Annotated in this window: 28 protein-coding genes and 1 pseudogene; 14 read left to right on the top strand and 15 right to left on the bottom strand. The window is 66.9% G+C overall.

Annotation, left to right across the window (positions count from 1 at the left end):
• The first annotated feature begins 226 nt into the window (after nt 1–226).
• The 5 genes and pseudogenes from C458_RS09640 (at nt 227) to C458_RS09620 (ending at nt 5,210) form a co-directional block, all read left to right on the top strand.
• The gene (locus tag C458_RS09640) at nt 227–478 is read left to right on the top strand and encodes a hypothetical protein (protein ID WP_049896705.1); all 252 of its coding nucleotides are present in this window, start codon (nt 227–229) and stop codon (nt 476–478) included.
• Nucleotides 479–928: 450 nt separating this feature from the next.
• Nucleotides 929–1,219, top strand: a complete 291-nt coding sequence (locus C458_RS09635) for a hypothetical protein (protein ID WP_004042042.1) — start codon at nt 929–931, stop codon at nt 1,217–1,219.
• 175 nt (nt 1,220–1,394) lie between these two features.
• Nucleotides 1,395–3,815 (top strand): annotated as a pseudogene (locus tag C458_RS09630) (NADP-dependent malic enzyme).
• A gap of 214 nt (nt 3,816–4,029) precedes the next feature.
• Nucleotides 4,030–4,227, top strand: a complete 198-nt coding sequence (locus tag C458_RS09625) for a hypothetical protein (protein ID WP_004042040.1) — start codon at nt 4,030–4,032, stop codon at nt 4,225–4,227.
• A gap of 77 nt (nt 4,228–4,304) precedes the next feature.
• Entirely contained in the window at nt 4,305–5,210 is a 906-nt protein-coding gene (locus C458_RS09620; protein WP_008575255.1) for a universal stress protein, read from the top strand.
• Between the two features lie 71 nt (nt 5,211–5,281).
• On the opposite strand, the gene C458_RS09615 is transcribed toward C458_RS09620, so the two are convergent.
• The 4 genes from C458_RS09615 to C458_RS09600 form a co-directional block, all read right to left on the bottom strand.
• Nucleotides 5,282–6,406 carry a sodium:calcium antiporter gene (locus C458_RS09615; RefSeq protein WP_008575254.1) on the bottom strand — a complete coding sequence of 375 codons (1,125 nt, stop codon included), beginning with the start codon at nt 6,404–6,406 and terminating at the stop codon, nt 5,282–5,284.
• Nucleotides 6,407–6,524: 118 nt separating this feature from the next.
• Nucleotides 6,525–7,973: a phosphomethylpyrimidine synthase ThiC gene (gene thiC, locus C458_RS09610; protein ID WP_049896703.1), complete on the bottom strand. Its 1,449-nt coding sequence runs from the start codon at nt 7,971–7,973 to the stop codon at nt 6,525–6,527.
• Nucleotides 7,974–8,142: 169 nt separating this feature from the next.
• Nucleotides 8,143–9,120: an ABC transporter substrate-binding protein gene (locus tag C458_RS09605; RefSeq protein WP_049896724.1), complete on the bottom strand. Its 978-nt coding sequence runs from the start codon at nt 9,118–9,120 to the stop codon at nt 8,143–8,145.
• 422 nt (nt 9,121–9,542) lie between these two features.
• Entirely contained in the window at nt 9,543–10,700 is a 1,158-nt protein-coding gene (locus C458_RS09600; protein WP_008575246.1) for a multicopper oxidase domain-containing protein, read from the bottom strand.
• Between the two features lie 259 nt (nt 10,701–10,959).
• On the opposite strand from C458_RS09600, the gene C458_RS09595 reads away from it, so the two are divergent.
• Complete coding sequence (locus C458_RS09595) at nt 10,960–11,328, top strand: helix-turn-helix domain-containing protein (protein WP_008575245.1); 369 nt, start codon at nt 10,960–10,962, stop codon at nt 11,326–11,328.
• A gap of 3 nt (nt 11,329–11,331) precedes the next feature.
• On the opposite strand, the gene C458_RS09590 is transcribed toward C458_RS09595, so the two are convergent.
• The gene (locus C458_RS09590) at nt 11,332–11,973 is read right to left on the bottom strand and encodes a helix-turn-helix domain-containing protein (RefSeq protein WP_008575244.1); all 642 of its coding nucleotides are present in this window, start codon (nt 11,971–11,973) and stop codon (nt 11,332–11,334) included.
• Nucleotides 11,974–12,129: 156 nt separating this feature from the next.
• Here C458_RS09590 and C458_RS09585 point away from each other — a divergent pair, with 156 nt between their 5' ends.
• Entirely contained in the window at nt 12,130–13,233 is a 1,104-nt protein-coding gene (locus C458_RS09585; RefSeq protein ID WP_008575243.1) for a halocyanin domain-containing protein, read from the top strand.
• Nucleotides 13,234–13,296: 63 nt separating this feature from the next.
• Here the strand turns inward: C458_RS09585 and C458_RS09580 are convergent, their stop codons facing one another.
• Together C458_RS09580 and C458_RS09575 are read right to left on the bottom strand one after the other, a co-directional pair.
• A complete protein-coding gene (locus C458_RS09580) occupies nt 13,297–13,494 on the bottom strand; it encodes a XapX domain-containing protein (RefSeq protein WP_008575242.1) in 198 nt (65 codons plus the stop codon).
• An 83-nt stretch (nt 13,495–13,577) separates the two neighbouring features.
• Nucleotides 13,578–13,898, bottom strand: coding sequence for a CGCGG family rSAM-modified RiPP protein (locus C458_RS09575; protein ID WP_008575241.1), 321 nt, complete (start codon nt 13,896–13,898; stop codon nt 13,578–13,580).
• Between the two features lie 119 nt (nt 13,899–14,017).
• On the opposite strand from C458_RS09575, the gene C458_RS09570 reads away from it, so the two are divergent.
• Nucleotides 14,018–16,300: a nitric-oxide reductase large subunit gene (locus C458_RS09570; RefSeq protein WP_008575240.1), complete on the top strand. Its 2,283-nt coding sequence runs from the start codon at nt 14,018–14,020 to the stop codon at nt 16,298–16,300.
• 445 nt (nt 16,301–16,745) lie between these two features.
• On the opposite strand, the gene C458_RS09565 is transcribed toward C458_RS09570, so the two are convergent.
• The 3 genes from C458_RS09565 to C458_RS09555 form a co-directional block, all read right to left on the bottom strand.
• Entirely contained in the window at nt 16,746–17,243 is a 498-nt protein-coding gene (locus C458_RS09565) for a hypothetical protein (RefSeq protein WP_008575238.1), read from the bottom strand.
• A gap of 96 nt (nt 17,244–17,339) precedes the next feature.
• A complete protein-coding gene (locus C458_RS09560) occupies nt 17,340–17,906 on the bottom strand; it encodes a halocyanin domain-containing protein (RefSeq protein ID WP_008575237.1) in 567 nt (188 codons plus the stop codon).
• 85 nt (nt 17,907–17,991) lie between these two features.
• Entirely contained in the window at nt 17,992–19,182 is a 1,191-nt protein-coding gene (locus C458_RS09555) for a TIGR04053 family radical SAM/SPASM domain-containing protein (protein ID WP_008575236.1), read from the bottom strand.
• A 32-nt stretch (nt 19,183–19,214) separates the two neighbouring features.
• Here C458_RS09555 and C458_RS09550 point away from each other — a divergent pair, with 32 nt between their 5' ends.
• The 3 genes from C458_RS09550 (at nt 19,215) to nirK (ending at nt 21,116) form a co-directional block, all read left to right on the top strand.
• Complete coding sequence (locus C458_RS09550; protein ID WP_008575235.1) at nt 19,215–19,574, top strand: DUF2249 domain-containing protein; 360 nt, start codon at nt 19,215–19,217, stop codon at nt 19,572–19,574.
• A 140-nt stretch (nt 19,575–19,714) separates the two neighbouring features.
• Entirely contained in the window at nt 19,715–19,867 is a 153-nt protein-coding gene (locus C458_RS18255) for an HVO_2142 family zinc finger protein (protein ID WP_008096193.1), read from the top strand.
• Nucleotides 19,868–20,036: 169 nt separating this feature from the next.
• Nucleotides 20,037–21,116, top strand: coding sequence for a copper-containing nitrite reductase (nirK, locus tag C458_RS09545; RefSeq protein WP_008575234.1), 1,080 nt, complete (start codon nt 20,037–20,039; stop codon nt 21,114–21,116).
• Between the two features lie 103 nt (nt 21,117–21,219).
• Here the strand turns inward: nirK and C458_RS18125 are convergent, their stop codons facing one another.
• Nucleotides 21,220–21,573 carry a hypothetical protein gene (locus C458_RS18125; protein ID WP_152418131.1) on the bottom strand — a complete coding sequence of 118 codons (354 nt, stop codon included), beginning with the start codon at nt 21,571–21,573 and terminating at the stop codon, nt 21,220–21,222.
• 136 nt (nt 21,574–21,709) lie between these two features.
• Entirely contained in the window at nt 21,710–21,976 is a 267-nt protein-coding gene (locus tag C458_RS09540) for a hypothetical protein (RefSeq protein WP_008575233.1), read from the bottom strand.
• A gap of 243 nt (nt 21,977–22,219) precedes the next feature.
• Between C458_RS09540 and C458_RS09535 the strand changes: the two genes are divergently transcribed.
• On the top strand, nt 22,220–22,540 hold the full coding sequence (locus C458_RS09535) for a hypothetical protein (RefSeq protein WP_008575231.1): 321 nt from the start codon (nt 22,220–22,222) through the stop codon (nt 22,538–22,540).
• Between the two features lie 236 nt (nt 22,541–22,776).
• Nucleotides 22,777–23,391, top strand: coding sequence for a hypothetical protein (locus C458_RS09530; protein WP_008575229.1), 615 nt, complete (start codon nt 22,777–22,779; stop codon nt 23,389–23,391).
• Nucleotides 23,392–23,424: 33 nt separating this feature from the next.
• Here the strand turns inward: C458_RS09530 and C458_RS09525 are convergent, their stop codons facing one another.
• Nucleotides 23,425–23,730, bottom strand: a complete 306-nt coding sequence (locus C458_RS09525) for a cupin domain-containing protein (RefSeq protein ID WP_008575227.1) — start codon at nt 23,728–23,730, stop codon at nt 23,425–23,427.
• A 161-nt stretch (nt 23,731–23,891) separates the two neighbouring features.
• Between C458_RS09525 and C458_RS09520 the strand changes: the two genes are divergently transcribed.
• The gene (locus tag C458_RS09520) at nt 23,892–24,191 is read left to right on the top strand and encodes a hypothetical protein (protein WP_008575226.1); all 300 of its coding nucleotides are present in this window, start codon (nt 23,892–23,894) and stop codon (nt 24,189–24,191) included.
• Between the two features lie 31 nt (nt 24,192–24,222).
• Here the strand turns inward: C458_RS09520 and C458_RS09515 are convergent, their stop codons facing one another.
• Together C458_RS09515 and C458_RS09510 are read right to left on the bottom strand one after the other, a co-directional pair.
• A complete protein-coding gene (locus C458_RS09515) occupies nt 24,223–25,563 on the bottom strand; it encodes a hypothetical protein (protein ID WP_049896699.1) in 1,341 nt (446 codons plus the stop codon).
• 124 nt (nt 25,564–25,687) lie between these two features.
• Nucleotides 25,688–25,921 carry a DUF2249 domain-containing protein gene (locus tag C458_RS09510; protein WP_004062753.1) on the bottom strand — a complete coding sequence of 78 codons (234 nt, stop codon included), beginning with the start codon at nt 25,919–25,921 and terminating at the stop codon, nt 25,688–25,690.
• Between the last annotated feature and the right edge of the window lie 79 nt (nt 25,922–26,000).

Raw genomic sequence — 26,000 nt, 5'->3', positions numbered from 1 at the left:
CGCGTTCGACCTCGGCCGAGAACACGCGTGTCGGACGCTCTCGAACGCGATGAAACCCGTGGTCACGACCACCCGACCGTGTGAGACCCATTCGGCCGCCGCTCTCGTCCACTTGGGGGGAACGATTATCATCGTGGTCGTTGGAGTTGTAGTCGAAACTCGATAGGATATCTCAAGGGGTGGGTGAGATACTGCCCAGAGCCGCCACAAAGTGTGGGTAATCAGAATGGTTAACAAGCGATACGAAGCAGGAGAGAACGTACCGACGGATATCTGCTCGGTTCCCGCTGCCGAGGGTGGGCTGACGTTCGCCGTGCCGGTCGAGGTCTATCACGGCTACGGCAGCGCGAAGCACGTCTATCCGACAGAACAGATCGAACGCGTCTCGGACCTGTTCGTCACGGACGGTGAACCCGCCGAGATGACCGTCGCGGACGAGGTCCGACTCTACACGATTCCGCACGACGCCCTCCGCTGAGCTCGACGTCGCATTCGCGGGTCGCGTGCGACACGAACTGTCCGCAAACTGATGGTCGACTATCAGGCCGCGCGCACGATGACATACTAAGGAGACGACTAGACAGCTGACGGGGAGTTCACCCGGCGACGCGTCGGTGAACGCGCGGATTCTCGCTCGGGCCGGGAGCCTCGGCTGTCGAGTTCGTCGCCCCCGTGGCGGGCGAAGAGACACACCACGGGCGTCGGCCAGCGGTCGGCGGCCCGCAGTTCGGTTCCGACGCAGTGATTCGGCGCACGCGGGTCAACGCGCCGCCGAACGTATCAACTACACATATAGTTCTGGCGGTTGAGTAATAGTTATCACGGTGCTCGTCGGACATGTGGCTGAAACTTGAGCAGTGTGTTCCCGAAGAGTGGGCGGGGAGAAACACGGTTCAAGGTAATGAAAAATAGTGTGGGTTGTCAACGGATGGTCAAAGAGATATACGATGCAGGGGATACGGTACCATCAACTATCTGTACAGTTGTCGATGAGGACGACGAGCTGACGTTCGGTGCGACAGTCGAAGTCGACGAGGGAGAGATTGCGTTCGCCGTGCCGGTCGAGGTGTACCACGGCTACGGCAGCGCGAAGCATATCTATCCCATCAAGCAAGTCGACGCGGTCTCGGACCTGTTCGTCACGGAGAGTCACTTCGAGGAGGTGTCGATAGCGGACAACGTTCAGCTCTACACGATGCCGCACGAAGCGCTCCGTTGAGCGCGCGGGTGGGGCGTGCCAACGACGCTGTCGCCCGTAAGCACCAGCCGGACCCGTACATTCATGACCTCGGCGGGGAAACGGCGCGACGAGCGGCCGCGCTGTGCGTGACTCTCGTTGACGTGGCGCTGTCGGAGCGAAGGGTCTACTTACCTCACCGTTCCCATCACGAGCAATGACACTCGGAGACGACGCCCGAGACTACCATCGGCGTCCGCCCGCGGGGAAAGTAGAGATAGCGACGACGAAGCCGACGAACACCCAGCGCGACCTGAGTCTGGCGTACTCGCCGGGCGTGGCCGCGCCGTGTCTCGACATCGCGGAGGACGANCCCAGCGCGACCTGAGTCTGGCGTACTCGCCGGGCGTGGCCGCGCCGTGTCTCGACATCGCGGAGGACGAAGACGCCGCCTACGAGTACACGGCGAAGGGTAATCTGGTCGGCGTCGTTTCCAACGGCTCCGCCGTCCTCGGGCTGGGGGACATCGGGGCGCAGGCGTCGAAGCCGGTGATGGAGGGCAAGGGCGTGCTGTTCAAGCGCTTTGCCGACATCGACGTGTTCGACGTCGAGTTCGACCACGACGACCCCCGAGCGTTCGTGGAGTCGGTCGCCGCGATGGAGCCGACGTTCGGCGGCATCAACTTAGAAGACATCCGTGCGCCCGAATGCTTCGAAATCGAGGAATCCCTGCGCGAGCGGATGGATATCCCCGTGTTCCACGACGACCAGCACGGCACGGCCATCATCTCCGGGGCGGCGCTTCTGAACGCCGCCGACATCGCGGACAAGGAGCTGTCGTCGCTGAACGTCACCTTCTCGGGGGCGGGCGCGGCCGCGACCGCGACGGCGCGGTTCTACGTCTCGCTGGGCATCCCTCACGAGAACATCACGCTGTGCGACATCGACGGCGTCCTCTCGGAGTCGCGGGCCGAAGCCGGCGAACTCGACGAGTACGCCGAGCCGTTCGCCCGCGGCGTCGACGAGGGCTCGCTGTCGGACGCAATCGAGGGCGCGGACGTGCTCGTCGGCCTCTCGGTCGGCGGCATCGTCAGCCAGGAGATGGTGCGGTCGATGGCCGACAATCCCATCATCTTCGCCATGGCGAATCCGGAGCCCGAAATCGCCTACGAGGACGCGAAGGACGCCCGCGACGACACGGTTATCATGGCCACCGGGCGCTCCGACTATCCGAATCAGGTGAACAACGTGCTCGGATTCCCCTTCATCTTCCGCGGCGCGCTCGACGTGCGCGCGACCGAAATCAACGAGGAGATGAAGCGCGCGGCCGCCGAGGCGCTGGCGAACCTCGCCCGACAGGACGTGCCCGACGCGGTCGTCAAGGCCTACGGCGACGGCCCGCTCCAGTTCGGCCCCGACTACCTCATCCCCAAGCCGCTCGACCAGCGCGTCCTCTACGAGGTGACGCCCGCCGTCGCCGAGGCGGCCATGGAGAGCGGCGCGGCCCGCCGCGAGCGCGACCTCGACGACTACCGCGAGGAGTTGGAAGCCCGCCTCGGGAAGTCCCGCGAGATGATGCGCGTCGTCCTCAACAAGGCGGCATCGAACCCCAAGCGGGTCGTCCTCGCGGAGGGCGAAGACGAGAAGATGATTCGCGCCGCGAGCCAGTTGGTCGAAGAGAGCATCGCTGAACCGATTCTCGTCGGCCGGACGAAAGAGATTCTCCGCACCGCCGAGGACCTCGGCCTCGACTTCGACCCGACCATCGCGGACCCCGAAAGCGGCGAGTGGAACCACTACGTCGACCACCTCTACGAGCGCCGCCAGCGCAAGGGTCTCACCCGGACCGAGGCGGCCGAACTCGTGCGGGGCGACTCGAACTACTTCGCCAGCGTGATGGTCGAAGTCGGTGACGCGGACGCGATGCTGACCGGCCTCACGCACCACTACCCGTCGGCGCTGCGCCCGCCGCTCCAGATTATCGGCACGGCCGACGACGCCGACTACGCCGCCGGCGTCTACATGCTGACGTTCCGGAACCGGGTCGTCTTCTGCGCCGACGCGACGGTCAACCTCGACCCCGACGAGAACGTGCTCGCGGAGGTGACGAAACACACCGCCGAGCTCGCCCGGCGCTTCAACGTCGAACCCCGCGCGGCGCTGCTCTCGTACTCGGACTTCGGGAGCGTCACGAACGAGGGCACGCGCAAGCCCCGAAACGCCGTCGAACAACTGCACGCCGACCCCGACGTGGACTTCCCGGTGGACGGCGAGATGCAGGCCGACACCGCCCTCGTCGAGGAGATGCTGACCGACACCTACGACTTCGCGGAACTCGACGACCCCGCGAACGTCCTCGTGTTCCCGAACCTCGAAGCGGGGAACATCGGCTACAAGCTCCTCCAGCGGCTCGGCGGCGCGGAGGCTATCGGCCCNCCCCGCGAACGTCCTCGTGTTCCCGAACCTCGAAGCGGGGAACATCGGCTACAAGCTCCTCCAGCGGCTCGGCGGCGCGGAGGCTATCGGCCCGATGCTCGTCGGCATGGACAAACCCGTCCACGTCCTCCAGCGCGGCGACGAGGTCAAAGACATCGTCAATCTGGCGGGGGTCGCCGTGGTGGACGCCCAATCGGAGTAGCGGCCCCGAGCGGAGCGAGGGACTTTTTGGTCCAGCTTTTTGCGGAGAGGGTGAGCGGAGCGAACCCGAACCGGAAAAAGGTGGTCGTTCGATCTCGCGGGGGTCGCCGTGGTGGACGCCCAATCGGAGTAACCCGGCCGTCGACGGCGCACCCGACCGCCCGCTCGGGCGCGCCGGCACGAGAAATTAAATAGATTCGGCCGAGTCAGGGAGTATGGTCGAGTTGGGCACACACACGTCGGCGTCGGAGCGCCGGTTCGCACTCGGGTGGGTCGGGATGGCCATCGTGATGTCGTTCGCGGTCGCTGCCATCGATTTCCTCGAACTGCCGTTACAGACGGTGTACGTGTTCGCGGCGGGCGTGACGCTCCGGGAAGCCATCGGACTGGCGGTCTGGGCGCTCCGGCGCTGAAAGCGGGGCGCGGCCGACTTCTCACTCCCCGGCGACCAGCCTCCTCGCTTTTGTGCGTTCGCTGAGAATATCGAACCATGTTCGACCAACTCCTCTTTCCGACCGACGGGAGCGACGGCGCGGACGCCGTCCTCGACCACGTCGTCGACATGGCCGCCGCCCACGACGCGACCCTCCACCTACTGCACGTCGCCCCGCCGGAACCCGAGCGCCGCCCGAGCCTGACCGGCGGCTCCGAGGGCGACGACGCCGGCGACGACCCCAGCGAACGCCGCCGAAGCGACGGCGAGCGATTCGTGAGCGACGCCGCGGCCCGCGCGTCGCAGTCCGACGTGACGGTCGTGACGAGCGTCGAACGCGGCGAACCGTATCAGGTCATCACCGAGTACGCGGCCGAGCAGGACGCCGACCTCGTGGTCATGCCGACCCACGGGCGGACGGGGTTGAGCCGCCTGCTCCTCGGGAGTACCACGGAGCGCGTCGTCCGGCGGTCGGACGTGCCCGTGCTCACCGTTCGGCCGGACGCGGCGACCGACCTCGCGTACCCCTACGCCGACGTGCTGACGCCCACCGACGGGAGCGCTTGCGCGACCGCGGCGGTCACGTTCGGGAGCGAGTTGGCCGCGGCGACCGACGCGGCGCTCCACGCGGTGTCGGTCGTCAACGTCGCCGCCTTCGGCGCGGACATCCGCGGACCGCTCCTCCTCGACGAACTCGAAGAGCGGGCGAGCGACGCGGTCGACGCGGCGAGCGACACGGCGGCCGCCGCGGGCGTCGAGACTATCAGGAAGTCGGTCGGCCGCGACGTGTCGATTCACGACGGCATCCTCGCGTACATCGACGAGTACGACGTGGACATCGTGGTGATGGGAACCCACGGCCACACGGGGTTCGACCGCTACATGCTCGGCAGCGTCGCCGAGAAACTGGTCCGGTCCTCGCCGGTGCCGGTCGTGACGGTCAGAGAGCCGCGAGAGGAGTAGGGCGGGGTCGCCGGGCGTCGGGGCGAGTCAGCCCGAGTCGGCGGACCCGACGGACCGACCGCGTCCGCCCGTCAGTTCCGAAGTAGCGACGTGACGCCCGCGGTCTCAGCGATAACCCAGCCGACGAAGACGAGATACGCCGCGCCGAGCGCGTAGCACTCCAGCCGCGAGAGCGACAGGTCCGTTCGGAGCAGGCCGAAAAGCAGGACGGTCGCCAGCGTCAGCACGCCCAGCATGGGGACGGCGACGGCGAAGTCCACCGGAACGCTCCCGACGATGAGGACGCCCACGGGGATGGCGACGAGCAGGTCGAACGTGTTCGACCCGAGGACGTTGCCGAGGCTCGTCGCGCTGTTGCCGTCGGCGGCCGAGCGGACGCTGACGAGCGTGTCGGGGAGGCTCGTCGCGGCGGCGACGACCGTGACGCCCGCGAGGAACGTCGGGACGCCGAACGTCGCGCTGAGCGACTCGACGCTCCCGACCAGTTGCTCGACGCCGACGAGGATGACGAGGAGGCCGCCGAGGAGCCGCGCCCACTCGCGGCCGATGCCGTCAGCGACGCCCGCGTCCTCGGCTTCGTGCTCCGACACGTCCTGCCACTGGATGAATAGGTAGAGCCCGTAGAGGAGCAGTGGGATGAGCGCGATGGGGCGGGTGAGTTCTCCCGTCAGCGGCGGGCCGTCGGGCACGGGGAAGTAGATGACCGCCAGCGAGAAGGTGACGACGAGCGTGGCGACGGCGACCANGAGTTCTCCCGTCAGCGGCGGGCCGTCGGGCACGGGGAAGTAGATGACCGCCAGCGAGAAGGTGACGACGAGCGTGGCGACGGCGACCATGTAGAACTGCGCCTCCTTGTAGACGACGAGCCGACTGGTTTCGAGGTCGCCGTCGGTGGCGAGCCCCGACAGCGCCGGAATCACGAGGATGTTGAAGATGGCCGAGCCGACGATCGCGCCGACGCCCATGTCGAAGACGCCCGCGGTCGCGGCGACGGCGACGCTGGCGAACTCGGGAAAGCTCGACCCGAGGGCGACGATGATAGAGCCCTGCACGACCGCGGGGAGGCCGTAGTACGCCGCGAGGTGGTCGGCGGACTCTTCGAGCCACCCGCTGCCGACCCAGATGAGACCGGTCATCAGGAGAATCACGGCGACGTTCGCGAGCGGCGACGACGGGAGGAGACTGCCGAGGGCCATTGGAAGCCCGTTCAGCGACGCGGAAAAAGAAGCCACCGACACGGGGTGGTCGCGCGCGCCGGGGAGGTCGGTGGCCCGCGAGGTCGGTTGGTCGGCGGGCCGCGGGCGCGGCGGGTCGTCAGTCGTCGCCGTGGGCGGACTCGGGCGTGAACGTGACGCCGCCGATTTCGATTTCGTCGGGGACGCGGTCGGTGTCGTGCGCGCCGACCGGGGGGAGGTTCGCGTCGGCCGCGGGCGACGCGTCGAGGTCGGTCACAGAGGCGAGTGTCTCCATCTCGCCGTCGGCCTCGCGGGCGTCCTGGTCGATGCGCATCGAACAGAACTCGACGCCGCACATCGAGCAGAAGCGCGCCTCCTTGTAGTTGTCGCCGGGAAGCGTCTGGTCGTGGTACGACCGCGCCCGCTCGGGGTCGAGCGCGAGGTCGAACTGCCGCGCCCAGTCGAACTCGTAGCGGGCCTCCGAGAGCGCGTCGTCCCAGTCGCGCGCGCCGGGGAGGTCGGTCGCCACGTCGGCCGCGTGGGCGGCGATTCGGTAGGCCGCGAGCCCCTCGCGCACGTCCTCGCGGTCGGGGAGGCCGAGGTGTTCTTTGGGCGTGACGTAACACAGCATCGCCGCGCCGGCGCGCCCCGCCTCGGTCGCGCCGATGGCGCTCGTGATGTGGTCGTAGCCCGGAGCCACGTCGGTGACGAGCGGCCCGAGGACGTAGAACGGCGCGCCGTCGCAGACCTGCTGTTGGCGCTCGACGTTCTCGGCGATTTGGTCCATCGGGACGTGGCCGGGACCCTCGACCATCACCTGCACGCCGTGGTCCCACGCGGTCCGCGTGAGTTCGCCCAGCGTGTCGAGTTCGGCGAACTGCGCGTCGTCGCCGGCGTCGGCCAGACAGCCGGGTCGGAGGCCGTCACCGAGCGAGAACGTCACGTCGTGCTCGGCGAAGATATCGCAGATGTCCTCGAACGCGACGTACAGGGGGTTCTGCTCGCCGTGTTCTTCCATCCACTGGGCGAGGATGGAGCCGCCGCGGGAGACGATGCCCGTCTTCCGGCCGTCGGTAAGCGGGAGGTGCTCCATCAGCACGCCCGCGTGAATCGTCATGTAGTCGACGCCTTGCTCGGCCTGTTTCTCGATGACGTCGAGGAGCAGGTCGCGGGTGATGTCCTCGGGGCTGTCGACGCGCTTGACCGCCTCGTAGATGGGGACGGTGCCGATGGGGACCGGCGAGTACGCGACGTTCGCCTCGCGAATCTCGTCGAGGTTCGACCCCGTCGAGAGGTCCATCACCGTGTCCGCGCCGTAGTGGACCGCGGTGTGGAGTTTCTCCAACTCCTCGGTGAGGTCGCTCGTCGTCTCGCTGTTGCCGATGTTCGCGTTGACCTTCGTGGCGAACTCGCGGCCGATAATCATCGGGTCGAGCGAGTCGTGATTGCGGTTCGCGGGGACGACCGCCTGCCCCTCGGCGACCTGCTTCCTGACGAACTCGGGGTCGCGGTTCTCGCGCGCTGCGACCCGTTTCATCGCCGGGGTGATGGTTCCCGCTCGGGCGTGTTGAAGTTGTGTCGACGCCATTGATTACCTAGTGATACAACTAGCTAATAACAGTTGTGACAGCTGCGGCAGTCGGGCGAGAGTAGCAGGTGAGAACACGGACGGATTCGCGTCAAGAACCCACGACGGTGTTGGAAAAGCGTCGGTCGTTAGTCGGGTACCGCCGTCGGAAGCACTCCCGCGGCGGGCGTCAGAAATCGCCGGTGACGATGTCGGCGACGCGTTCGCGGTCGAACAGCGTTGCGCCCTCGAAGGCGTCCGGGTAGATGTTCAAGGCCGCCTGTTCGGTGTGATAGAAGTTGATTATCGGCCCTTGGTCGAGATATCCAGCGGGATAGACCGCCCCGTCCTGAACGGCTCGGACCTGGCTCGCGACCGGGTCGTCCTGTAACGGTTCGACCACGGCCTCCCGGAACTCCGACTCGGACGCACCACCGTAGTTGCGGACGAGCAGTACCTCGGGGTCGACTTCGAGGACGGCCTCCAGGTCGATTGTGCTGTTGTTGGTCCCGCTGAAGTGTTCGATGTCCGTCCCCGCAAGCGCGTCTTGTAGCCGCAGGTCTCGCCACTGCTTGGTGCTGATTCCGCCGTCGTCGAAGCGGAACGGATAGAACTCATCGCCCTCTTGACCGGCCGGATAGACCAGCAGTGCAGTCGGGCGTTGGTCGGCCGGTGGGATTCGCTCGTCAATCGTCTCGAGCATCTCCCCGTGGAGGTCGACAAACGCCTCGTACCGCGGCCGGGCCCGAAACACGTCGGCGACCAGTTCGAACATCTCGTAGAGTTCGTAGTAGCGGTAGCCGTCGTGCCACTCCGAGCTGTGCTTGCGACTGAAATTCCCGAAGAAGGGACCGATCTCGGTTCGGACTTCCTCGACGTCGCTGCGGTCCCAGCCGTACCAGTTCACCAGTAGATTGGGGTCCAGAAGGTGAGCGTCGGCGTTCAGTTCGTACACCAGCTCTTTCGGCACGCCGTCTCCGACTAGCTCCACGATAGCGTCCGCGTCGAACTCGACACCGGGCAGTGCTTCGAACGCCTCGTTCGCGAAGCGCGCGTGGTTCTGGATGCCGAGCGTCTGTCCCCCGCCGAGCGCGAACCCCATGTCCGCGAGGGTCGGTAACAGCGCGGTCCACCGCTCCGGCGGCCCGTCGAACTCGACCGCACCCATCGGTTCGATCGAGACGGTGTACGACCCACCGGTGTCGCTTGTGGCGCTCGACTCATCGGTGGTCGCCACTGCCGTGGTGTCCGGCTCACTGGTCGAACTGTCGGTCGTGCCGTCAGTCCCGCTCTCGCCGCCACCGAGACACCCTGCGAAGAGCGCGGTACCGAGGGCAGCGCCACTTCCCAGCAAGTCCCTACGCGTTGGGTTGGTTCGCTTCATTACGAACTCTGAATTAGGTCGGCCTAAAAAATATAGCGGTTCGGCTACGTTGTTTGTCGACGCCACGGGGCGTGAGGACTAATTCAGCTGCCGGTTTTGCTACTCGATAGGTAGCGGTTCCAGCTGGAGTCACGGAAATCGATTGAAACGGAACGAGCCGCCGGACGTCGAGGCGAGCGGACACACCGCCGCTACCCCCAGTTTCGTTATCCCTCGTAGCCGGCGTACTCCATCAGGCTCGCGAAGATGTCGGTGTCCATCGCCTCCTTGTAGACGACGCCGCTCAGCATGCCGCCGGGGTAGAAGTTGTCGTTCATGACGTGGTTGACCTTGTGGCAGTGCATGAGGTAGACACCGGGTTGGGCGTCAGCCGTGAACTCAATGGTGTGGCGCTCCGCGGGCGCGATGTTCGTCACGTCCATGTCGTGGCGGGCGGCCTCGGGGACGACGCCGCCGTCCTTCTCGACGACCTGGAAGCGGTGGTTGTGGATGTGCATCGGGTGGCTCATGTAGCCCGCGTTGACGTAGTGGACCCGGACGGTGTCGCCCTGCTCGACGATGATGGGCGAGCCGTCCTCGGGGTGGAGCGTCCGCGGCGCGCTCTTGCCGTTGACGGTGAACACGTCGGGCTTCCGGTCCCGGGGGTCGTAGGTCACGTTCTCGCCGGCCATCTGCCGGGGGAGCCGTGAGTCCCAGTCGCGAACGGTCATGAAGTACTCCCGGTCGGCCGGCTCGTACCCCTTCGGGTCGACGCGGAGGATGCCGTACATCCCCATCTCGATGTGCCGGTGGGTCTGGTAGTGACAGTGGTAGAGGTGCGTCCCGGGGACGTTCGCCGGGATGGTGTAGGTGTGTTTCTCGCCGGGGTCGACTCGGATGCCCGTCGTCGTCGGCACGCCGTCGTCCTTCCAGGCCTTGCGCACGCCGTGGAAGTGGACCGTGTGCGGGCGCATCCCGTCGGTGTTGTCCAGCGTGACCTCCATGTCGTTGCCCTCGGTCGTCCGGAGAATCGGCCCGGGGACGCTCGGCTCGCCGTCGTCGGCGCTGAACGCCCACACCTGCGGGAGTTCGACCGGCCCGCCCATCGTTTCGAGGGGGTGGGCCGCGTGGCGCGCCGGCGCGCTCTTGAGGGTGACCTGTCCGCCCTGTTCGTCCACCTGCACGACCTCCGGCGGACTGGTGTACGGCAGACTCGACTCGCTCGTCTGGGCGACCGTCGTCTCGTCCGCACCGACGGCGGCGTTGCCGTCATCGTTCGTGGGCGCGGCGCACCCCGCGAGGCCGAGCGCTCCGACGCTTCCCGTTGCGGCGAGGAATTCGCGACGCGATACCGTCGAACCGGGTGCACCGACGTAGTTTCGCATTACAGTCGGTCGTTGCCCGGGGGTATGGAATACCGTCTCGCCGGTTCCCGACGCACAGGAGTTTACCGAACATGTTCGGCATTGCCGATACGTACCGGGCGGGAAAACAGTCGACTCGGGCGTACCAGTCAGAATCGACGGCCATCGGTTCGACCGCACCGACGCTGGTGCCCCCCACGACTTTCATACGCCCCGGAGGTGTATCGGGAATCGAACCGACGGCGCGCGGGTCGCCGCCGAGCAATCCACTCTCACGCAGATGTCGACCAATCCACTCTCAGACGCGCTCGAACCGGACTTCGAGACGGTGTTCGCCGCCCTCACCAGCCCGCAGTGTCGGGCGGTTCTCAGGCGGCTCGACGGGCCGATGACCGCCTCGGACATCGCCGCCGCGTGCGACCTCCCGCGGTCGACGGTGTACCGAAAGCTCGAACAGATGGTCGAGGCGGGGCTCCTCGAAAAGCGCGACCGCGGCCGCGACGCCGCCCGCTACGCGCTCGGCTTCGAGGAAGTCGTCGTGACGCGCGAACCCGGCGACCTCTCGCTTTCGGTGTCGTCGCCGTCGCGGTCGGCCTCGGACCAGCTCTCGACGATGTGGTCGGCCGTCAGCGACCAGACCGACGACTGAGACCTACCCGACCGTCGCGTCGTCCCGCGCGAGAAACGCCTTCATCACTTTGCCCTCCGCCCGGTGGAGCTTCTCGCTCGTCGTCGACTTCGCCAGCCCCACGGCCTCGGCGAGCCCGGTGAGCGTGCACGTCCGCGGCGTGTCGTAGTACCCCTCAGAGACGGCCGTTTCGAGGAGGTCGTACTGGTCGTCGGTGAGCAGCGACTCCGTGTCTATCGACTGGTGGATGGAGACGAGGTCGAACGGGATGCCGAACTGCGTGAGCTGTTCGCCCAACTCCGAGAGGTTCGCCCGCGGCGCGGTCACCTCGACTGTCACCTCGCCGTCGACGATGGTGATGGGCAGTTCCAGCGGGATGCCCACCTCGCTGAGCGTGAGAATCAACAGCGGCTCGGTCGTCTCGAACTGCACGAGCGCGCGCTCCGGCTGCGCTTCGAGAATCGTCACCGAGACGACCGAGTCGTACTCGTCGATAGTGGTGACGACGGGTTCGATGTCGGCCGCCCGTATCTCGACGAGGCCGACGCCCGTCTCGTCGGCCGGCATCGCCGCGAGCACGGTGAACTCGGCGTCCGGATAGCGGCCCGAGAGGTCGGAGACCCAGACCTGCTCGGGGAGCGTGATGGAGAGTGTTGCCCGGGGCATCGGTAGTGAAACGAAGTCGTCCCCGCCGCACAAAGATACTTCCGAACATGTTCGCCCTTCGGCCGCGTTTCGGGAACCACCGAGACGGGTTTTTCACCGGACCACCGACCGTCGAGTATCGAGCGGGGCGGGTCCACCGCCTCGCCATCCTCAATCATGAGTTCGAACGACACCACATCTCCGACGCTCGGCCGGCGAACCGTACTTCGACTCCTCGGCGGCGCGGCCGTCTCCGCGACTGCACTGGGAGGCGCCGCTGACGCCGCGCGAGCGCAGTCGGGGACCGACCTCGATTCGTGGTTCGCACAGACCTCGAACTACGACGGGGTGGTGGACGAGACGGGACGCTCGACGGTGACGGTGACGGTGGGGTCGCAGGCCAACGGCGGGGCGTTCGGCTTCGGCCCGGCCGCCGTGCGCGTCGACCCCGGAACGACCGTCGTTTGGGAGTGGACCGGGAAGGGCGGGTCGCACAACGTCGCCGCCGAGGACGGGAGCTTCGAGTCCGACCTCGTCGGCGACAGCGGCCACACGTTCGAGCGGACGTTCGATTCGACCGGCGTCTACACCTACGTCTGCACGCCGCACGAGACGCTCGGCATGAAGGGCGCAATCGTCGTCGGTGACGCCGGCGGCGCGACCGCGACCGAGGCAGCCGACTCGACCGACTCGGCCGGCGAGGGCGAGTCGGAGTCCACCGAGGCCGCCGGCGAGGGAGACGCGGACCTCGACGCGTGGTTCGAAAACACCTCGAACTTCGACGGCGTGGAGGCGCAGACCGGCCTCCAGCGCGTGACGGTCGAGGTCGGGTCGCAGGCCAACGGCGGGGCGTTCGGCTTCGGTCCCGCGGCGATTCGCGTCTCGAAGGGGACGACCGTCGCGTGGACGTGGTCCGGCGAGGGCGGGTCGCACAACGTCGCCGCCGAGGACGGGAGCTTCGAATCCGACCTCGTCAGCGCCGGCGACCACACGTTCGAACACACCTTCGAAAAGGCCGGGACGTACACCTACGCCTGCACGCCGCACAAGACGCTCGGCATGAAAGGGGCAGTCGTCGTCACCGACGACGAGGGCGGGTCGAACGCGCAGGTGGCCGAACCGTTCGGTGACCCCGGGACCGAGCGCCTCGGCGGCATCGCGCTGGCCGGGACGTTCGGCGCGATGCTGGCGTCGCCCGCGCTGTTCGGCACGTTCATGTGGCTCAAAGGCGAGGGCGGCGAGTCGGCGGGAGAGACGTATCCGAAGGAGAAGTCGGAGTAAGTCGCCCGCAGGAGGAGTCGGGGGAGTCGATGCCGTGTTGAATCGTTTTCTCGAATCACGCGCTCAGAACAGCGACGCGAGCACCCCCGGGATATCGACGTGGAACCCCAACCGCTGGACTCCCGTGTAGCCGAGGTAGATGCCGACGATACCCAAGATTCCGGCGAGGTTGGGCGGGGCCGGAATCGGTGTTTCTATGAGGCCGAACAGGGCTCCGGCGAAGACGCCTGCCAGCAGGGCCAAAACGAGTTGTGAGGCCATAGACGTGTCATCCGCGTTCCCCGATAAATAGGTACAGCATCGACGCGAGCGCGGGGACAGTCCGCCCACGGTTCGAGACGGGACTACTCCACGTACACCCGTGTCACGTGCCCGCCGCAGCCGCACTGTTCGACATACTCGTACGCCACGCCGTCGAACCGTTCCGCGAGCGCGTCGTAGAGGTACGTCTCCGGGTGGCCGTGGTCGCCGTGCGTGACGAGGTTGACGTGGTGGCCGGCGGCCGTGTGTTCGACCGCGGCGACCGCCTCCGCAACGACGAGGTCGCGGTCGGCGGCGTGTCGCGGGAGTTCGAGGTTCGCGGACCACGAGGTGTCGTGGACGCGGTCGGTCGCCGTGTCGGGCGTGTCGTGGTCGTGGGCCGCGGGTCGCGAATCGGTCGTCATTACGCTTCGAGGAACGGCGTCCGGCTCAAAGAGCGACTATCCGAACATGTTCGTCCGAGCTGTGCGAGGCCGGGAAGCGGCGTGTAGAGCCTATACGAGGCGTGTGAACCACGACGTGTATGGAGATACAACGCAAGACCATCGCGAAGGCAATCGTCGTCGTGTTCGTCTTCAACCTCGTCGTGATGGGTGCGGGCGCGTGGTTCGCCTATCAGGAGGCCCCACCCATCCCCGACGAGGTTGTCGGACCCGACGGCGATGTCGTCGCCAACGGCGACGTGATTCGAGAGGGCAAGACGGTGTTCCAGAAAGACGGCCTGATGAACCACGGGTCGATACTGGGCAACGGCGCGTACTACGGCGCGGACTACACCGCCGACGCGCTGGACTTGAAAGTCCAGTTCATGCGGAACTACTACGCCCAAGAGCGGTACGGTGAGAGCTACGACCAACTCGACTCCGCGGACCAAGCGGCCGTCGCCAACGTGGTGAAATCCGACCTCGACGACAGCTACGAGGGCGGGGCGATTCGGTACACCGCGGCCGAGGTCTACGCCCACGAGCAGGTCCGCCAGGAGTACGTCGAGCGCTACCACGAGGGCGACCACGAGCGCGGCGTGCCCGTGAACATGATCGACTCCGAGGAGGAGGCGCGGGCGTTCGCGGACTTCGCCATGTGGACGGCGTGGTTCTCCCACACCGACCGCCCCGACGGCACCCACTCGTACACGAACGACTGGCCGTACCAGCCCGGCGCGGGCAACGACGCCACCGCCGCCTCGATGACGTGGAGCGTCATCGCCATGGTGCTCCTCGTCGCGGGCGCGGGCCTCGGCATCTGGCTGTACAAGTCGGTCGAACTCCCCGAGCCGTCGGCCGAGGACATCACGGTGCCCGAACCGGGCGACGTGAGCGTCTTCCCGAGCCAGCGGGCGGCGCTCCGGTTCATCCCGGTCGCCGCAGGGTTGTTCTTGGCGCAGGTGCTGTTGGGCGGCCTGCTCGCGCACTTCTACATCGAGCGCGCCGGGTTCTTCGGCATCGAGTCGATATTCGGCGTGCCCATCCTGCAACTGCTCCCGTTCGCCATCGCCAAGACGTGGCACATCGACCTCGGCATCCTCTGGATCGCCGCGACGTGGCTCGGCGCGGGGCTGTTCCTCCCGCCGCTTCTGACCGGCTACGAGCCGCCGAAGCAGTCGAGGTACATCAACGTCCTCCTCGGCGCGATCGTCGTCGTCGTGGTCGGCGGCCTGTCGGGCATCTGGCTGGGCGCGAACGGCTACATCGACGGCTCGCTGTGGTGGATTCTCGGCAACGAGGGGCTCGAATACCTCGAAGTCGGGAAGCTCTGGCAGTTCGGCATCCTCGCCGGCTTCCTCATCTGGGCGGGGCTGGCCGTCCGCGGCCTGAAACCGCTTCTCGATAAGGAACCGCCGTACGGGCTGGCGCACATGATTCTGTACGCCGGCGGCTCCATCGCCCTCCTGTTCACCGCGGGCTTCCTCTTTACCCCCGAGACGAATATCGCCGTCACGGAGTTCTGGCGCTGGTGGGTCGTCCACATGTGGGTCGAGGGGGCGTTCGAGTTCTTCATCGTCGCCATCGTCGGCCTGACGCTGGTGTCGATGAACCTGCTGTCCCGCCGGAGCGCCGAGAAGGCCGTCATGCTCCAGGCGCTTCTCGTCATGGGGACGGGCATCATCGGCGTCTCGCACCACTACTGGTGGGTCGGAATGCCCGACATGTGGGTGCCCATCGGGAGCGTCTTCTCGACGCTCGAACTCATCCCGCTGGTGTTCATCCTCTACGAGGCGCTCGGGCAGTACCGCGCGATGTCGGGCGAGTCGTTCCCGTACCGCCTGCCGTTCATGTTCATCGTCGCCAGCGGCGTCTGGAACTTCGTCGGCGCGGGCGTCCTCGGCTTCTTCATCAACCTCCCGCTCATCAACTACTACGAGCACGGGACGTACCTGACGGTCGGCCACGCCCACGCCGCGATGTTCGGCGCGTTCGGCTTCCTCGCGCTCGGCATGGTCACCTACATGCTCCAACTGTCCATCGACGCCGAGCGCTGGGACGGCTCGTGGCTGCGCGCCGCCTTCTGGTGTTGGAACGTCGGCCTCGTCTTGATGGTGTTCGTCTCCGTCCTCCCGGTCGGCTTCCTCCAGCTGGAGACGGCGTTCACCGGGAGCTACGCCGCCGCCCGGAGCGTCGCCTTCTACGACCAGCCGCTGATACAGACGCTGTTCTGGGCGCGGCTCCCCGGCGACACGCTCATCATCCTCGGGACGGTCATCTACGCGGCCGACCTCGTCAGAAAGCGGTTCGTCCTCCGGCAGTCCGCCGACGACCCGAGCGTCGAGGACATGGCCGTCGCCGAGGGCATCCTGGGCGACGACTAACTGGCGAGGCTCTGTCGAACCGATTCTTTTCTGTTAGTTTGTCGGAGTCGTGCTGAATAGAGAGCGCGAGTCGGTTATCATAGCCAGTTTCTCCACACCAAGTGTAGGAGGTTTCAGTTCCTCGAATCGCGTATCCAAGATAGAATATATCTTGCCCAAACCACAGCACCGACACCTGCTACCAAGATAGCAATTCCAAGGAGAGCCAACTTAACGGAGGTATTCGGTAGCACATTCTCACTACCTCAGTTTTGATTGTAGGTTTGTTGGTAGAGCAGAGTGTGAAGACTCCTACCTCGAAATTTTTCCTGAATGGATGTCGATGGCGTGCTAAACTCACCCTCTGTCTGTGTCACACCACACCTATCAGATGACTGTCACACAACAGCGCGGCCGACGACTGATTAACGCGTTCTGGTTTCTCTTTGATGTCGGCTCTCCCGACTCACTCCCACGCGAGGGCCAGCCCCGTCGCGGCCCCGACGACGACCGTTCCACCGAGCGTCGCAATCACGCCCAGCGCCCCGAGCAACAGCGGGACGACGAGAAACAGGACGACACCCCTCGCGAGCGCCGCCATCGGCCCCATCCCGACCGGCGCTTCGAACGGACTGCCCTCCATCACGACCACCGCGAATTCGAGCAGGTACATCGGGACGGGGAGCGCGAGCAATCCCACGAGGCCGCCGACGAGCGCGCCGCGGACTCGGGAGTTCGGCCCGCCGAGTCGCCGCCAGAGCAGGCTTGCGAGCAGGCCGCCGCCGAGAAAGCCTCCAGCGACGAGCACCGCCATCGGCCCGGAAGGGACGGCCGGGTCGCCGCCGGTCAGCAACGCGACCACCGGCTCAGCGAGCACGTACCAGAGCGCGAACGCACCGCCCGCGAGGGCGAACGTGAGCGACGGGCGACGACGCGCGGCGGCGAGGACCGAGGTCCGAGGCATACGGGAGATTCGTCGTACCGGGAGAAGAAGTTCGCGGGCGGTGGAGAACCGACCGACGACGGGCGAAACCGGGCCGAAAAACGACGTGACCGGGCGCTACTCGACGACGACCGCGCCTTTCATCCCGACCGTCTCGTGGGGCGTACAGGCGTATTTGTACGTCCCGGCCTCCTCGAAGGTGTGTTCGAACGTGTGGCCGCTACTACCCGCCAACTCCGATTCGAAGCTCCCGTCGTCGGCGGCGACGTTGTGCGAGCCGCCCTCGCCGTTCCATTCCCAGACGACCGTGGTGCCCGGTGAGACGCGCACGGCGGCCGGGCCGAAGCCGAACGCCCCGCCGTTGGCCTGCGCACCGACCGTCACCGTCACCGTCGAACTCCCCGTCTCGTCAACCACGCCGTCGTAGTTGTCCACGTTGTCGAACCAGCCGTCGAACTGCGGGGCGCTCCCGCCGCCGGACCCGCTCTCCGCGTCGGTCGTTTCGCCGGAGTCGGTCGTCGGCTCCGGGGTCGATTCGGCGGTCGTCGCGTCGTCGCCGTCCGCCTCGGCCGCGTTCGCGGCGCCGCCGTCGGAGCCGGAACAGCCGGCGAGCGCCGTCGACAGCGCCGCCGTCGCAGTCAGTGCCGTGAAGCGCCGTCTCGTGAGATTGGAGTCGCTCGTCATCAGGTGTACCTCGGCGGCGACGGATGCAAGCGGTTATCCCGAACGTGTTCGGGTCGTCTCCCGCGCGCCGCCACCTGCCGAGGCGTCAGTCGCCCGCCGACCGCGTCGTCGGCATCGGGCCGTCGTAGTCGGCGGGCACGTACTCACAGAGCGGGTCGCTCGCCAATGGGTCGCCGGTGTGGGCGTACGCCCGCGACCGACTGCCGCCGCAGACGTGGCGGAACTCGCACGCGCCGCACTTCCCGCCGAGGGCGTCGCGGTCCCGAAGCGACCGGAAGAGGTCGCTCTCGCGGTATCGCTCGACGAGGCCGCCGTCGCGGACCGAACCGGCGGACGCGGGGAGGAAGCCCGACGGGAACAGCTCGCCGGTGTGGCTGACGAAGGCGAAGCCGTCGCCCGCGGTGATGCCGAGCCGGCGGCCGATGCCGTCGGTCGGGGGCGCGTCGCTCGCGTCACGCCGGCGCTGGATGGCGACCCTCCGGTAGTGGGGCGCTTCGGTCGTCTTGACGCCGAAGGGGGCTTCCTCGCTCACTTCGGTCAGCCACTCCATGACACGCTCGGCGCGCTCCGGGGAAATCGGATCGAGGACGCGCCCGCGCCCGACGGGGACGAGGAAGAACACGGACCAGAGCACCGCCCCGAGGTCGGCCACGAGGTCGCAGAGCGCCGGGAGTTCGTCGACCGTCTCGGCGCAGACGGTCGTGTTTATCTGGAGCGGGAGGCCGGCCTCGCGGGCCGCGCGGGCGGCCGCGACGGTCTGGTCGAAGCTCCCGTCTTCTCCCCGGAAGGCGTCGTGCGACGCCGCGGTCGCGCCGTCGAGGCTGAGCGCCATGCGCCTGACGCCCGCGTCGGCGAGGTCTGCGACCGTTTCGGGCGTCAGCGACGACGTTCCGCTCGGGGTGAGCGTCATCCGGAGGCCGAGGTCGGTTCCGTACCCGACGAGCTCCACGAGGTCCGAGCGCGCCAGCGGGTCGCCGCCGGAGAGGACGACGAGTTGGCCCGGGCCGAACTCGCGGGCCTGGTCGAGCAGGCGTTTTCCTTCGGCGGTGGTCAGTTCGTCGGGGTGTCGCGCGGGCGTCGCATCGGCCCGGCAGTGGTCGCACGCGAGGTCGCACGCCTGCGTGATCTCCCAGATGAGGACGAACGGCCGCCGCGAGGTGTCGATGCTCGACGGGTCCGGCGGGGCGGTCGCCGTCGGCGGCGCGCCGGCGTCACTCTCCGCGTCGGTGTTGGCTTCGGCGTCGGCGTCGGTGTCGACGTGTGGCGGTCGAGACATGGCTCTTGTCGTGCGGTTCGGCGTCGCGGAAGGTGAGCCACGCCCCGAACGTGTTCGGCCGACTGGCCGGGGAAACCGAATCGAACACGTTCGGGGTGAGCTTCCTGCGCTGTCGCCCCCACGACACGCATATGGACCACGAGGCGTACCTCGACGGACTCGACGCACCGACCGAGCGAGCGGTGGACTTCCTCGACGTGCGGGAGCTGCCGCCGCCGGAACCCCTCACGGAGACGATGAACCGCCTCACCGACCTCGACGGCGAAACCGTATTCGTCCAGCTTAACGACCGCGAGCCGAAGTTCCTCTACCCGAAGCTCGACGACCGGGGATTCGCCTACTGCTCCGCCGAGCGCGACGAGGGCGTCGTCACCGCGATTTGGGAGCCCTGAGTCGGGGCGGTCTCCGACACCCCTCCTGCGTGCCCCTCGTCAGCGCCGGGAGCGGCACCGTTTTCGACCCGAAACGTGTCGGTCGTGCCTAATTTGGCATAATCGTTAATGTAATAATACCCCATGCGTTTGTACGTGGTATGAGTTCAGACCACACGAATACCACCCACTCCGAATGGTGCCCCGACTGCGGCTCCGAGATGGCCTTCACCGGCACGCAGCCGGCGGGACTCGCGCAGTTCTTCTGCGAGCAGTGTCGGTACCGCCGCGACCGCTTCGTCGGCGACGACTGAACCCCCGTTCGTCTGCTCGGGATTCGCGCGCTCGTTAGCGACCGCGCCTCTCCGCGTCTCACGGCGTGGTACGGTTCGCGAAGATGTTCGGAGCGCGTCTCCAACCCGGACAACCAGTGTCCGTTTATACCAGTATCCGGGCACTCGATTCAACCGGAGGGAGACACAGATGCTATCCACGACCCGGCGGCGGACGCTCCAGTGGCTCGGACTCGGCGGCGTCGCATCGCTCGCCGGCTGTGCGACGAAATCGCCGACCGCCGCGCAGTCGCTCGACGAGACGGAGGAACCGACACAACAGGGTTCGACGAACCTGGTGGACCAAGTCGCGGCCGACCCGACGGATATCCCCGGTCCAATCGACCGGAGCGAGCCCGCCGAGGTCGACGTGACGCTCCGGCCGGAGGAGGTGACCGCGGAGGTCGAAGACGGCGTGACGTTCACCTACACGACGTACAACGGGCAGGTTCCCGGCCCGCTCGTCCGCGTCCGGCAGGGCGACACGGTGAACGTGACGTTCGAGAACCCCGAGGAGAACACCATGCCGCACAACGTCGACTTCCACGCGGTCGCCGGTCCCGGCGGCGGCGCGGAAGCGACGATGACGAACCCCGGCGAGACGGCACATCTGCGGTTCAAGGCGACCTACCCCGGCGCGTACATCTACCACTGCGCCGTGCCGAACATGGACATGCACATCAGCGCCGGGATGTTCGGGCTCATCCTCGTCGAGCCGCCGGAGGGGATGCCCGAGGTCGACCACGAGATATACCTCGGCCAGCACGAACTCTACACCGACAAGGACGCCGGCGAGGAGGGCCAACACGCCTTCGACTACGAGGCCATGCGGAACGAGGACCCGACGTACGTCCTCATGAACGGCGAGAAGTACGCGTGGACGCCCAACGGCCGGGGGCCGGCCGCGACGGTCGGCCTCGACGAGACGGTCCGGGTGTACTTCGTCGACGGGGGGCCGAACCTCTCCAGTAGCTTCCACCCCATCGGAAGCGTCTGGGAGACGCTCTACCCCGAGGGGTCGCTGACGACCGACCCGCAGACCCACATCCAGACGCGACAGGTGCCGCCGGGGAGCACGACCATCGCGACGATGAGTTCGCCCGTCCCCGGCGACTTCAAGCTCGTCGACCACTCGCTGTCCCGCGTCGTCCGCAAGGGCTGTATGGCGGTCGTCCGCGCCGAGGGACCGGAAGACCCCGAGATATTCGACCCCGACCCTGACCCGCAGTAGCGCCGTTGCACCGACTGGCAACCATTGATCGCTGTTTTTCGTCCGTCTCTGTCGGAACCGCTCGGTGTTGAGAGAACACGCGTGCAACGCTTAGAGGGCGATATCAACGACCGAATACAACAGCGCTTCCAAAGAGTATGAACAGTGCCCCGAGTACAACTCCACCGACGAGCGTTCCGGCTGTTGACGAGGCAACAAGCCCGAGAGTCGCTATCCCGCCACCGACGAGTATCCAACACAGGCCAATCCAGTGACGGCTAAGGCGTTTGAACCACGGCGAGATACGAGGGGCAAGAACCTGTGCAAGACCAATAAGGGCCAAAACGATTCCGGCGATAACTCCACCAGTATTGGTCGGGTTCGTCAAGAATACGAAGACGCCGATGGCGAGTACTGCGACTAGCAGCGTACTCACGCCACCCCACACACTACCGAACTCGTCGTTGACGTCAGTCATCGATAGAGGGCAGACGCTGGTTGCAACGCATACGTGAACGAGTACTGGTGGACGTGTAATATATTTCGCCAACGAGTCGCTAGTGACCGACTCGCACTCTGTGTTCAGCGAGGCGTAGTACACGTCGTGGCGGTTGTCAGTCCCAGTAGGAATCAACCGATTCACCGGCGAGTCGTGCGCGGACGAACAGGTACGCGAAATGAACTGGGACGTAGCCGAGACAGAGAATCCAGCCCTGTGGCTTCGAGACTAAGTCCCATGTGCGTTCAACGCCCCTCGTAGCATCCACCGAGAGCGTTTCCAAGCCGGCTATCGAATCAAGCGCAGGTCCGACGACTATCACAAACACGCAGATGTAGAGGATAGCCACGACGAGGATTTCGAGCGATTGGTGAGCACGCATCGTTCCGCAAGTGGTGTACCGTATCGGGCCGAAAATAAAGCTACTCCGAGGCCGGTTGGCATCCATCGTGTACTCGACCGTTCCGACCGCAACGGAGCGCCGGCACCGACCGGGCGTCCCCGGACTGACCGGTTTTCTGCCTGACGCTGTTGACCCCCGCCGGAGCTAACAGAACCCGCGTGTCGGAAGCGACTACCGAGAATCGGCCACAGCATTATCCCGTTCGCTTTCGAAGTGCCAAGGATGCCAGACGACAAACAGGGCCGAAACAAGCAAGCGGCCAACGAAGAACAGCGCCAGCGCGAACGAGCGCTCCAAGAGGCGCGTGACCGCGCCGACGAACCCGCCCCCGGGGAGCAGCTCGGTGACCTCGACGATGCGCTTGAAATTCAGGACTATCCGACCACGACGGAGCAACTCGTCGAGAACTACGGCGACTACGAGGTCGAAACGCAAGGTGGGTCGAAGCCCATCCACGAGGTACTCGCCTCGGTCGACAACGAGATTTACGACTCCGCGGACGACGTTCGCGACCGGCTTCAGCGATTGATAAATCGGAGATGAGTGCGTCCGGAGCCGTCTCCGTCGTGGCGATATTTCGGTGACCTGCGCTCCGAACCGTGTCCGGGCTGTCTGTGCCGCTCTTTGGCCCGTCCACACGTAGCTCCCGTCCCGCGACGACGAATTTTGACAGCACCAAGCACCATCGACCCGTGCCACGACCGCGACGAGCGCCGACGAACAGTGAATTGAACGTGTTCGGGGGTGGGCCTACGCCCGTGGCGACCCCACTTCGAACCATGCCAGACATCCCATCCCTGTTCGGTGGCGGGTCGCGGGCCGACCGCTTCGACGATATCGACCAGTTCGTCCCCGAACACCTGCCCGCCCCGGACGCCTTCCTCGACGGCCACCGCGTCCTCGACGGCGACGACCACGTCGCCGTCCACCGGGTCGCCCGCGACCTGTTCGAAGCACGCGGCGTCTACGACGTGACGTTCGGCTACAACCTCGCGCGGCTGAACCTCGACCGGCGCCACCCGAACGCGGGGTTCCGCTACGCGGAGGACCGAGACGACCCGTCGGTGCTTCTCGCGGAGTTCACGCCGACGACGCCGTTTTGCCCGCAGTCGAAGACGCTCACCGTCGGCGCGTTCCGGGCGTGGAACGGCCTCGACGACCGCCACGACTACGACCGCGTCCGAGTCCGTGTCGCGCCGATGCACCAGCAGGCAGACGCCATCAACGCGGAACTCGACGCGATGGACCCGGCTGACGCGCCGGCGGAGACGGACGACTCGGTCCCCGATACCGGGACGCCGACGGGCGAAGGCGACAAGGACGAACCTGAACCGGTCTCGCTGTCCGAGGAGTTCGAGGCGGCGCTGAACCGGCTGTCGGGCGAAAAGCAGTAGGCGTTCGTTTTTCGTTCGTCGTGAGCCCGCAGTTCAGTCGTCACCGGCCGGCGCGAACACCAGTACCGCGGTGCTGTCAACCGGCGCGCGCGGCGAGATATCTCGGTCGCCGCCGAACCGCAGCAGCTCTCCCGCCGCGACCTCGTGCGTCTCGCCGTCGAGCGCGAGTTCCATCCGGCCGGTGACGACGTGGAAGACGATATCGAACCCGGGGTGGGAGTGCGCCGGCACCTCGTCGCCGGCTTCGAGGCGGAGTCTGACGGTTTTCGGACGGTCGGTCTCGAAAACGGGCGCGTGCATCTGCGGCGGGAGGTCGTCGAGCGCGGCGTGTTCTGGCATCACGAGTGAGTCGTCGACCGCACGGTCGGTAAGCCTGCGGCCGAACACGTTCGGGGGGCGCGGGGCCGGAAGCGACCGGATGTGAACGAGAGCCAGCGCGAGCGCGACCGAGGTGGCGAAGGCAGGTGCTCTTTTCACCCTCGCGGGCGATGACGCGTTCAATGCCCTCCATAGTTGACGAAACCCTGTTCAGCGAACCCACCGGCGGCCTCTTTCCAGTCGTCCAGCTCTCTGGCGCGCTCGTCTTCTCGGGGCTGTATTGGCAGTACGCGGTCGTGGAACAGTCTCTGTCGGGGAGCTGGCTGCTGTTCATGATAGCCGGGACCGCCCTGTCCGGACTCGCGGAGTCGCTCCCGGAGGACCGACGACGAGCGGCCGGCGGCCTGCGCGTCGTGGCGGTTCTCGTCCTGACGTGCCTGCTCGCACTCCTCTTTCTTGCACCCGAACTGCTCGGGATGTGAGTGAGTTCGAGACCGTCCCTGACGCGCCGACTCAGTCAGCGCCGTCGTCCGCACCGCCAGCCGACGCGGCCGCGCCGCCGACCAGCGATTGCGGGCTGTGGAGCCAGATAACTCGCAGGAGGTTCGCAGCGAACGCCGCCACACCGGCGAACACGAGCGCCCAGCCCGCCGTCTCGGCTACCGGGGAGAGACCGACGAGGTCGCGTGCGACGACGGCGGCGACGCCCGAGACGACGAGACCGAAATCGAGGCGGGCGAGGCGGGCGTCGTAGAGGTCGTCGAGCATTGGCACGGGTTCGAGGCCGAGGCGGTCGCTGTATCGGTGGACCCAGACGATGAAGGGGACGACGTGGTAGAGCGTCCCGAGCACGACGAAGCCGACGAAGCCGAGCCGGAACAGCGACCCGGTTCCCGGCGCGCCGAACAGGCGGTCCCCCGCCAGCGGGTCAGCGAGCCACGCGGGGAGCGTCAGGACGGCCCACCCGGCGAGCGCGACGGCCGCGACGGCGTACCGGGTGAGCATGGGCGTCCAATCGACCGCCGACTCGACGAGTCGCCGGGCGAGAATCGCGGCGATTCCGAGCAGCGAGAGGGCGACGAGCGCGCCGCCGACTCGCGCGAGCGTCGGGTCGGAGACGAGTCGCCCCCCGGCGAGCGTGACGACACCGACGGGGTAGCCGACCTCCTCGACGCGGCGGAGCCACACGTCGACGCCGCGGAGCTTCGTCTGGGTGAACATCGTCGCGAGCTGATAGAGCGCGCCGACGACGGTCGTCACGACGACGCCGAAGACGGCGAGCGTGACGTGGGCCGCGCGGACGCTCGCGTGACTCGCGCCGACGCCGGCGAAAAGCGGGCGCGTGAAGTCGACCGCGAGCAGGAAGCCGAGCGCGGTGACGACCGCGAGAAAGCCGAGTGCGAGGCCGAAGTGGCGCTCGGTCACGTCGGAGCCGTCGAGTCGGGAGAGCGTGCGCGCGACGTTGTAGGCGAACGTCCAGAAGCCGAGGAGCGCGACGGCACCGAAGACGGGGAGCCACGCGAACGCCCCGAGGAGGAAGCATCCCGCGAGGCCGGCGAGACCGACGCTGACGACCCACAACTGCGTGGTCGCGAGTCGCCGGGAGTAGAGGTCGACGCCGGACCAGACCGGGACGAACTGCGTCATCGCGCCCATGATGGTGACGCACACCCACCCCGCGAGCAGGAGGTGGACGTGCGCGAGGCGGGCGGCACCGGGAGCGACGCCGACGACGAGGGCGACCCGGAGGCCCACCGCGGCCGCGAGGAAGCCGAGCGCGACGACGAAGTGCCGGAGCGGAATCGTCATCGGAGGCTGTCGGGCCGCGTCGACATCGGCGGGAATGACGCTCATACGCGGACTAGCGCGGCGCGAAGCCCTACCGGTGACGCCGAACATATTCGACGAGAGTGGAGAAACGGCGGAGACGGGTCGGGGCAGGGAGTACGACTCGCGGCCGCGACCCGCGACCGCGGCGCTACCGCTTCGGGAACGTCGCCGCGAACTCGTCGGGAGCGCGTTGTTCGACCGTGTAGTTGTCGGCGTCGAACGCGTCGACTTCGGCCTGCATCTCGTAGAACAGCGGCTTCGGGTCGTGGTCGTTGAGAATCGTCAGCGACTCGCCGGCGTCGAGGTCGTCGAACGCGGCGTGAATCTTCGGATGGCGCTCCGCCGGTGGGAGGTCGCGCACGTCGAGGGTGGTGTCTGCCATACACCTCGAACCTCGCGGGAGACTACCGAGTCGATTGCCCCGAACACGTTCGACGACCGGGCGACCACAGACGGACCGC

The organism is Haloferax sp. ATCC BAA-644, assembly GCF_000336975.1.
GTDB lineage: Archaea > Halobacteriota > Halobacteria > Halobacteriales > Haloferacaceae > Haloferax > Haloferax volcanii.
This window is presented reverse-complemented; position numbering and strand designations above follow the sequence as displayed.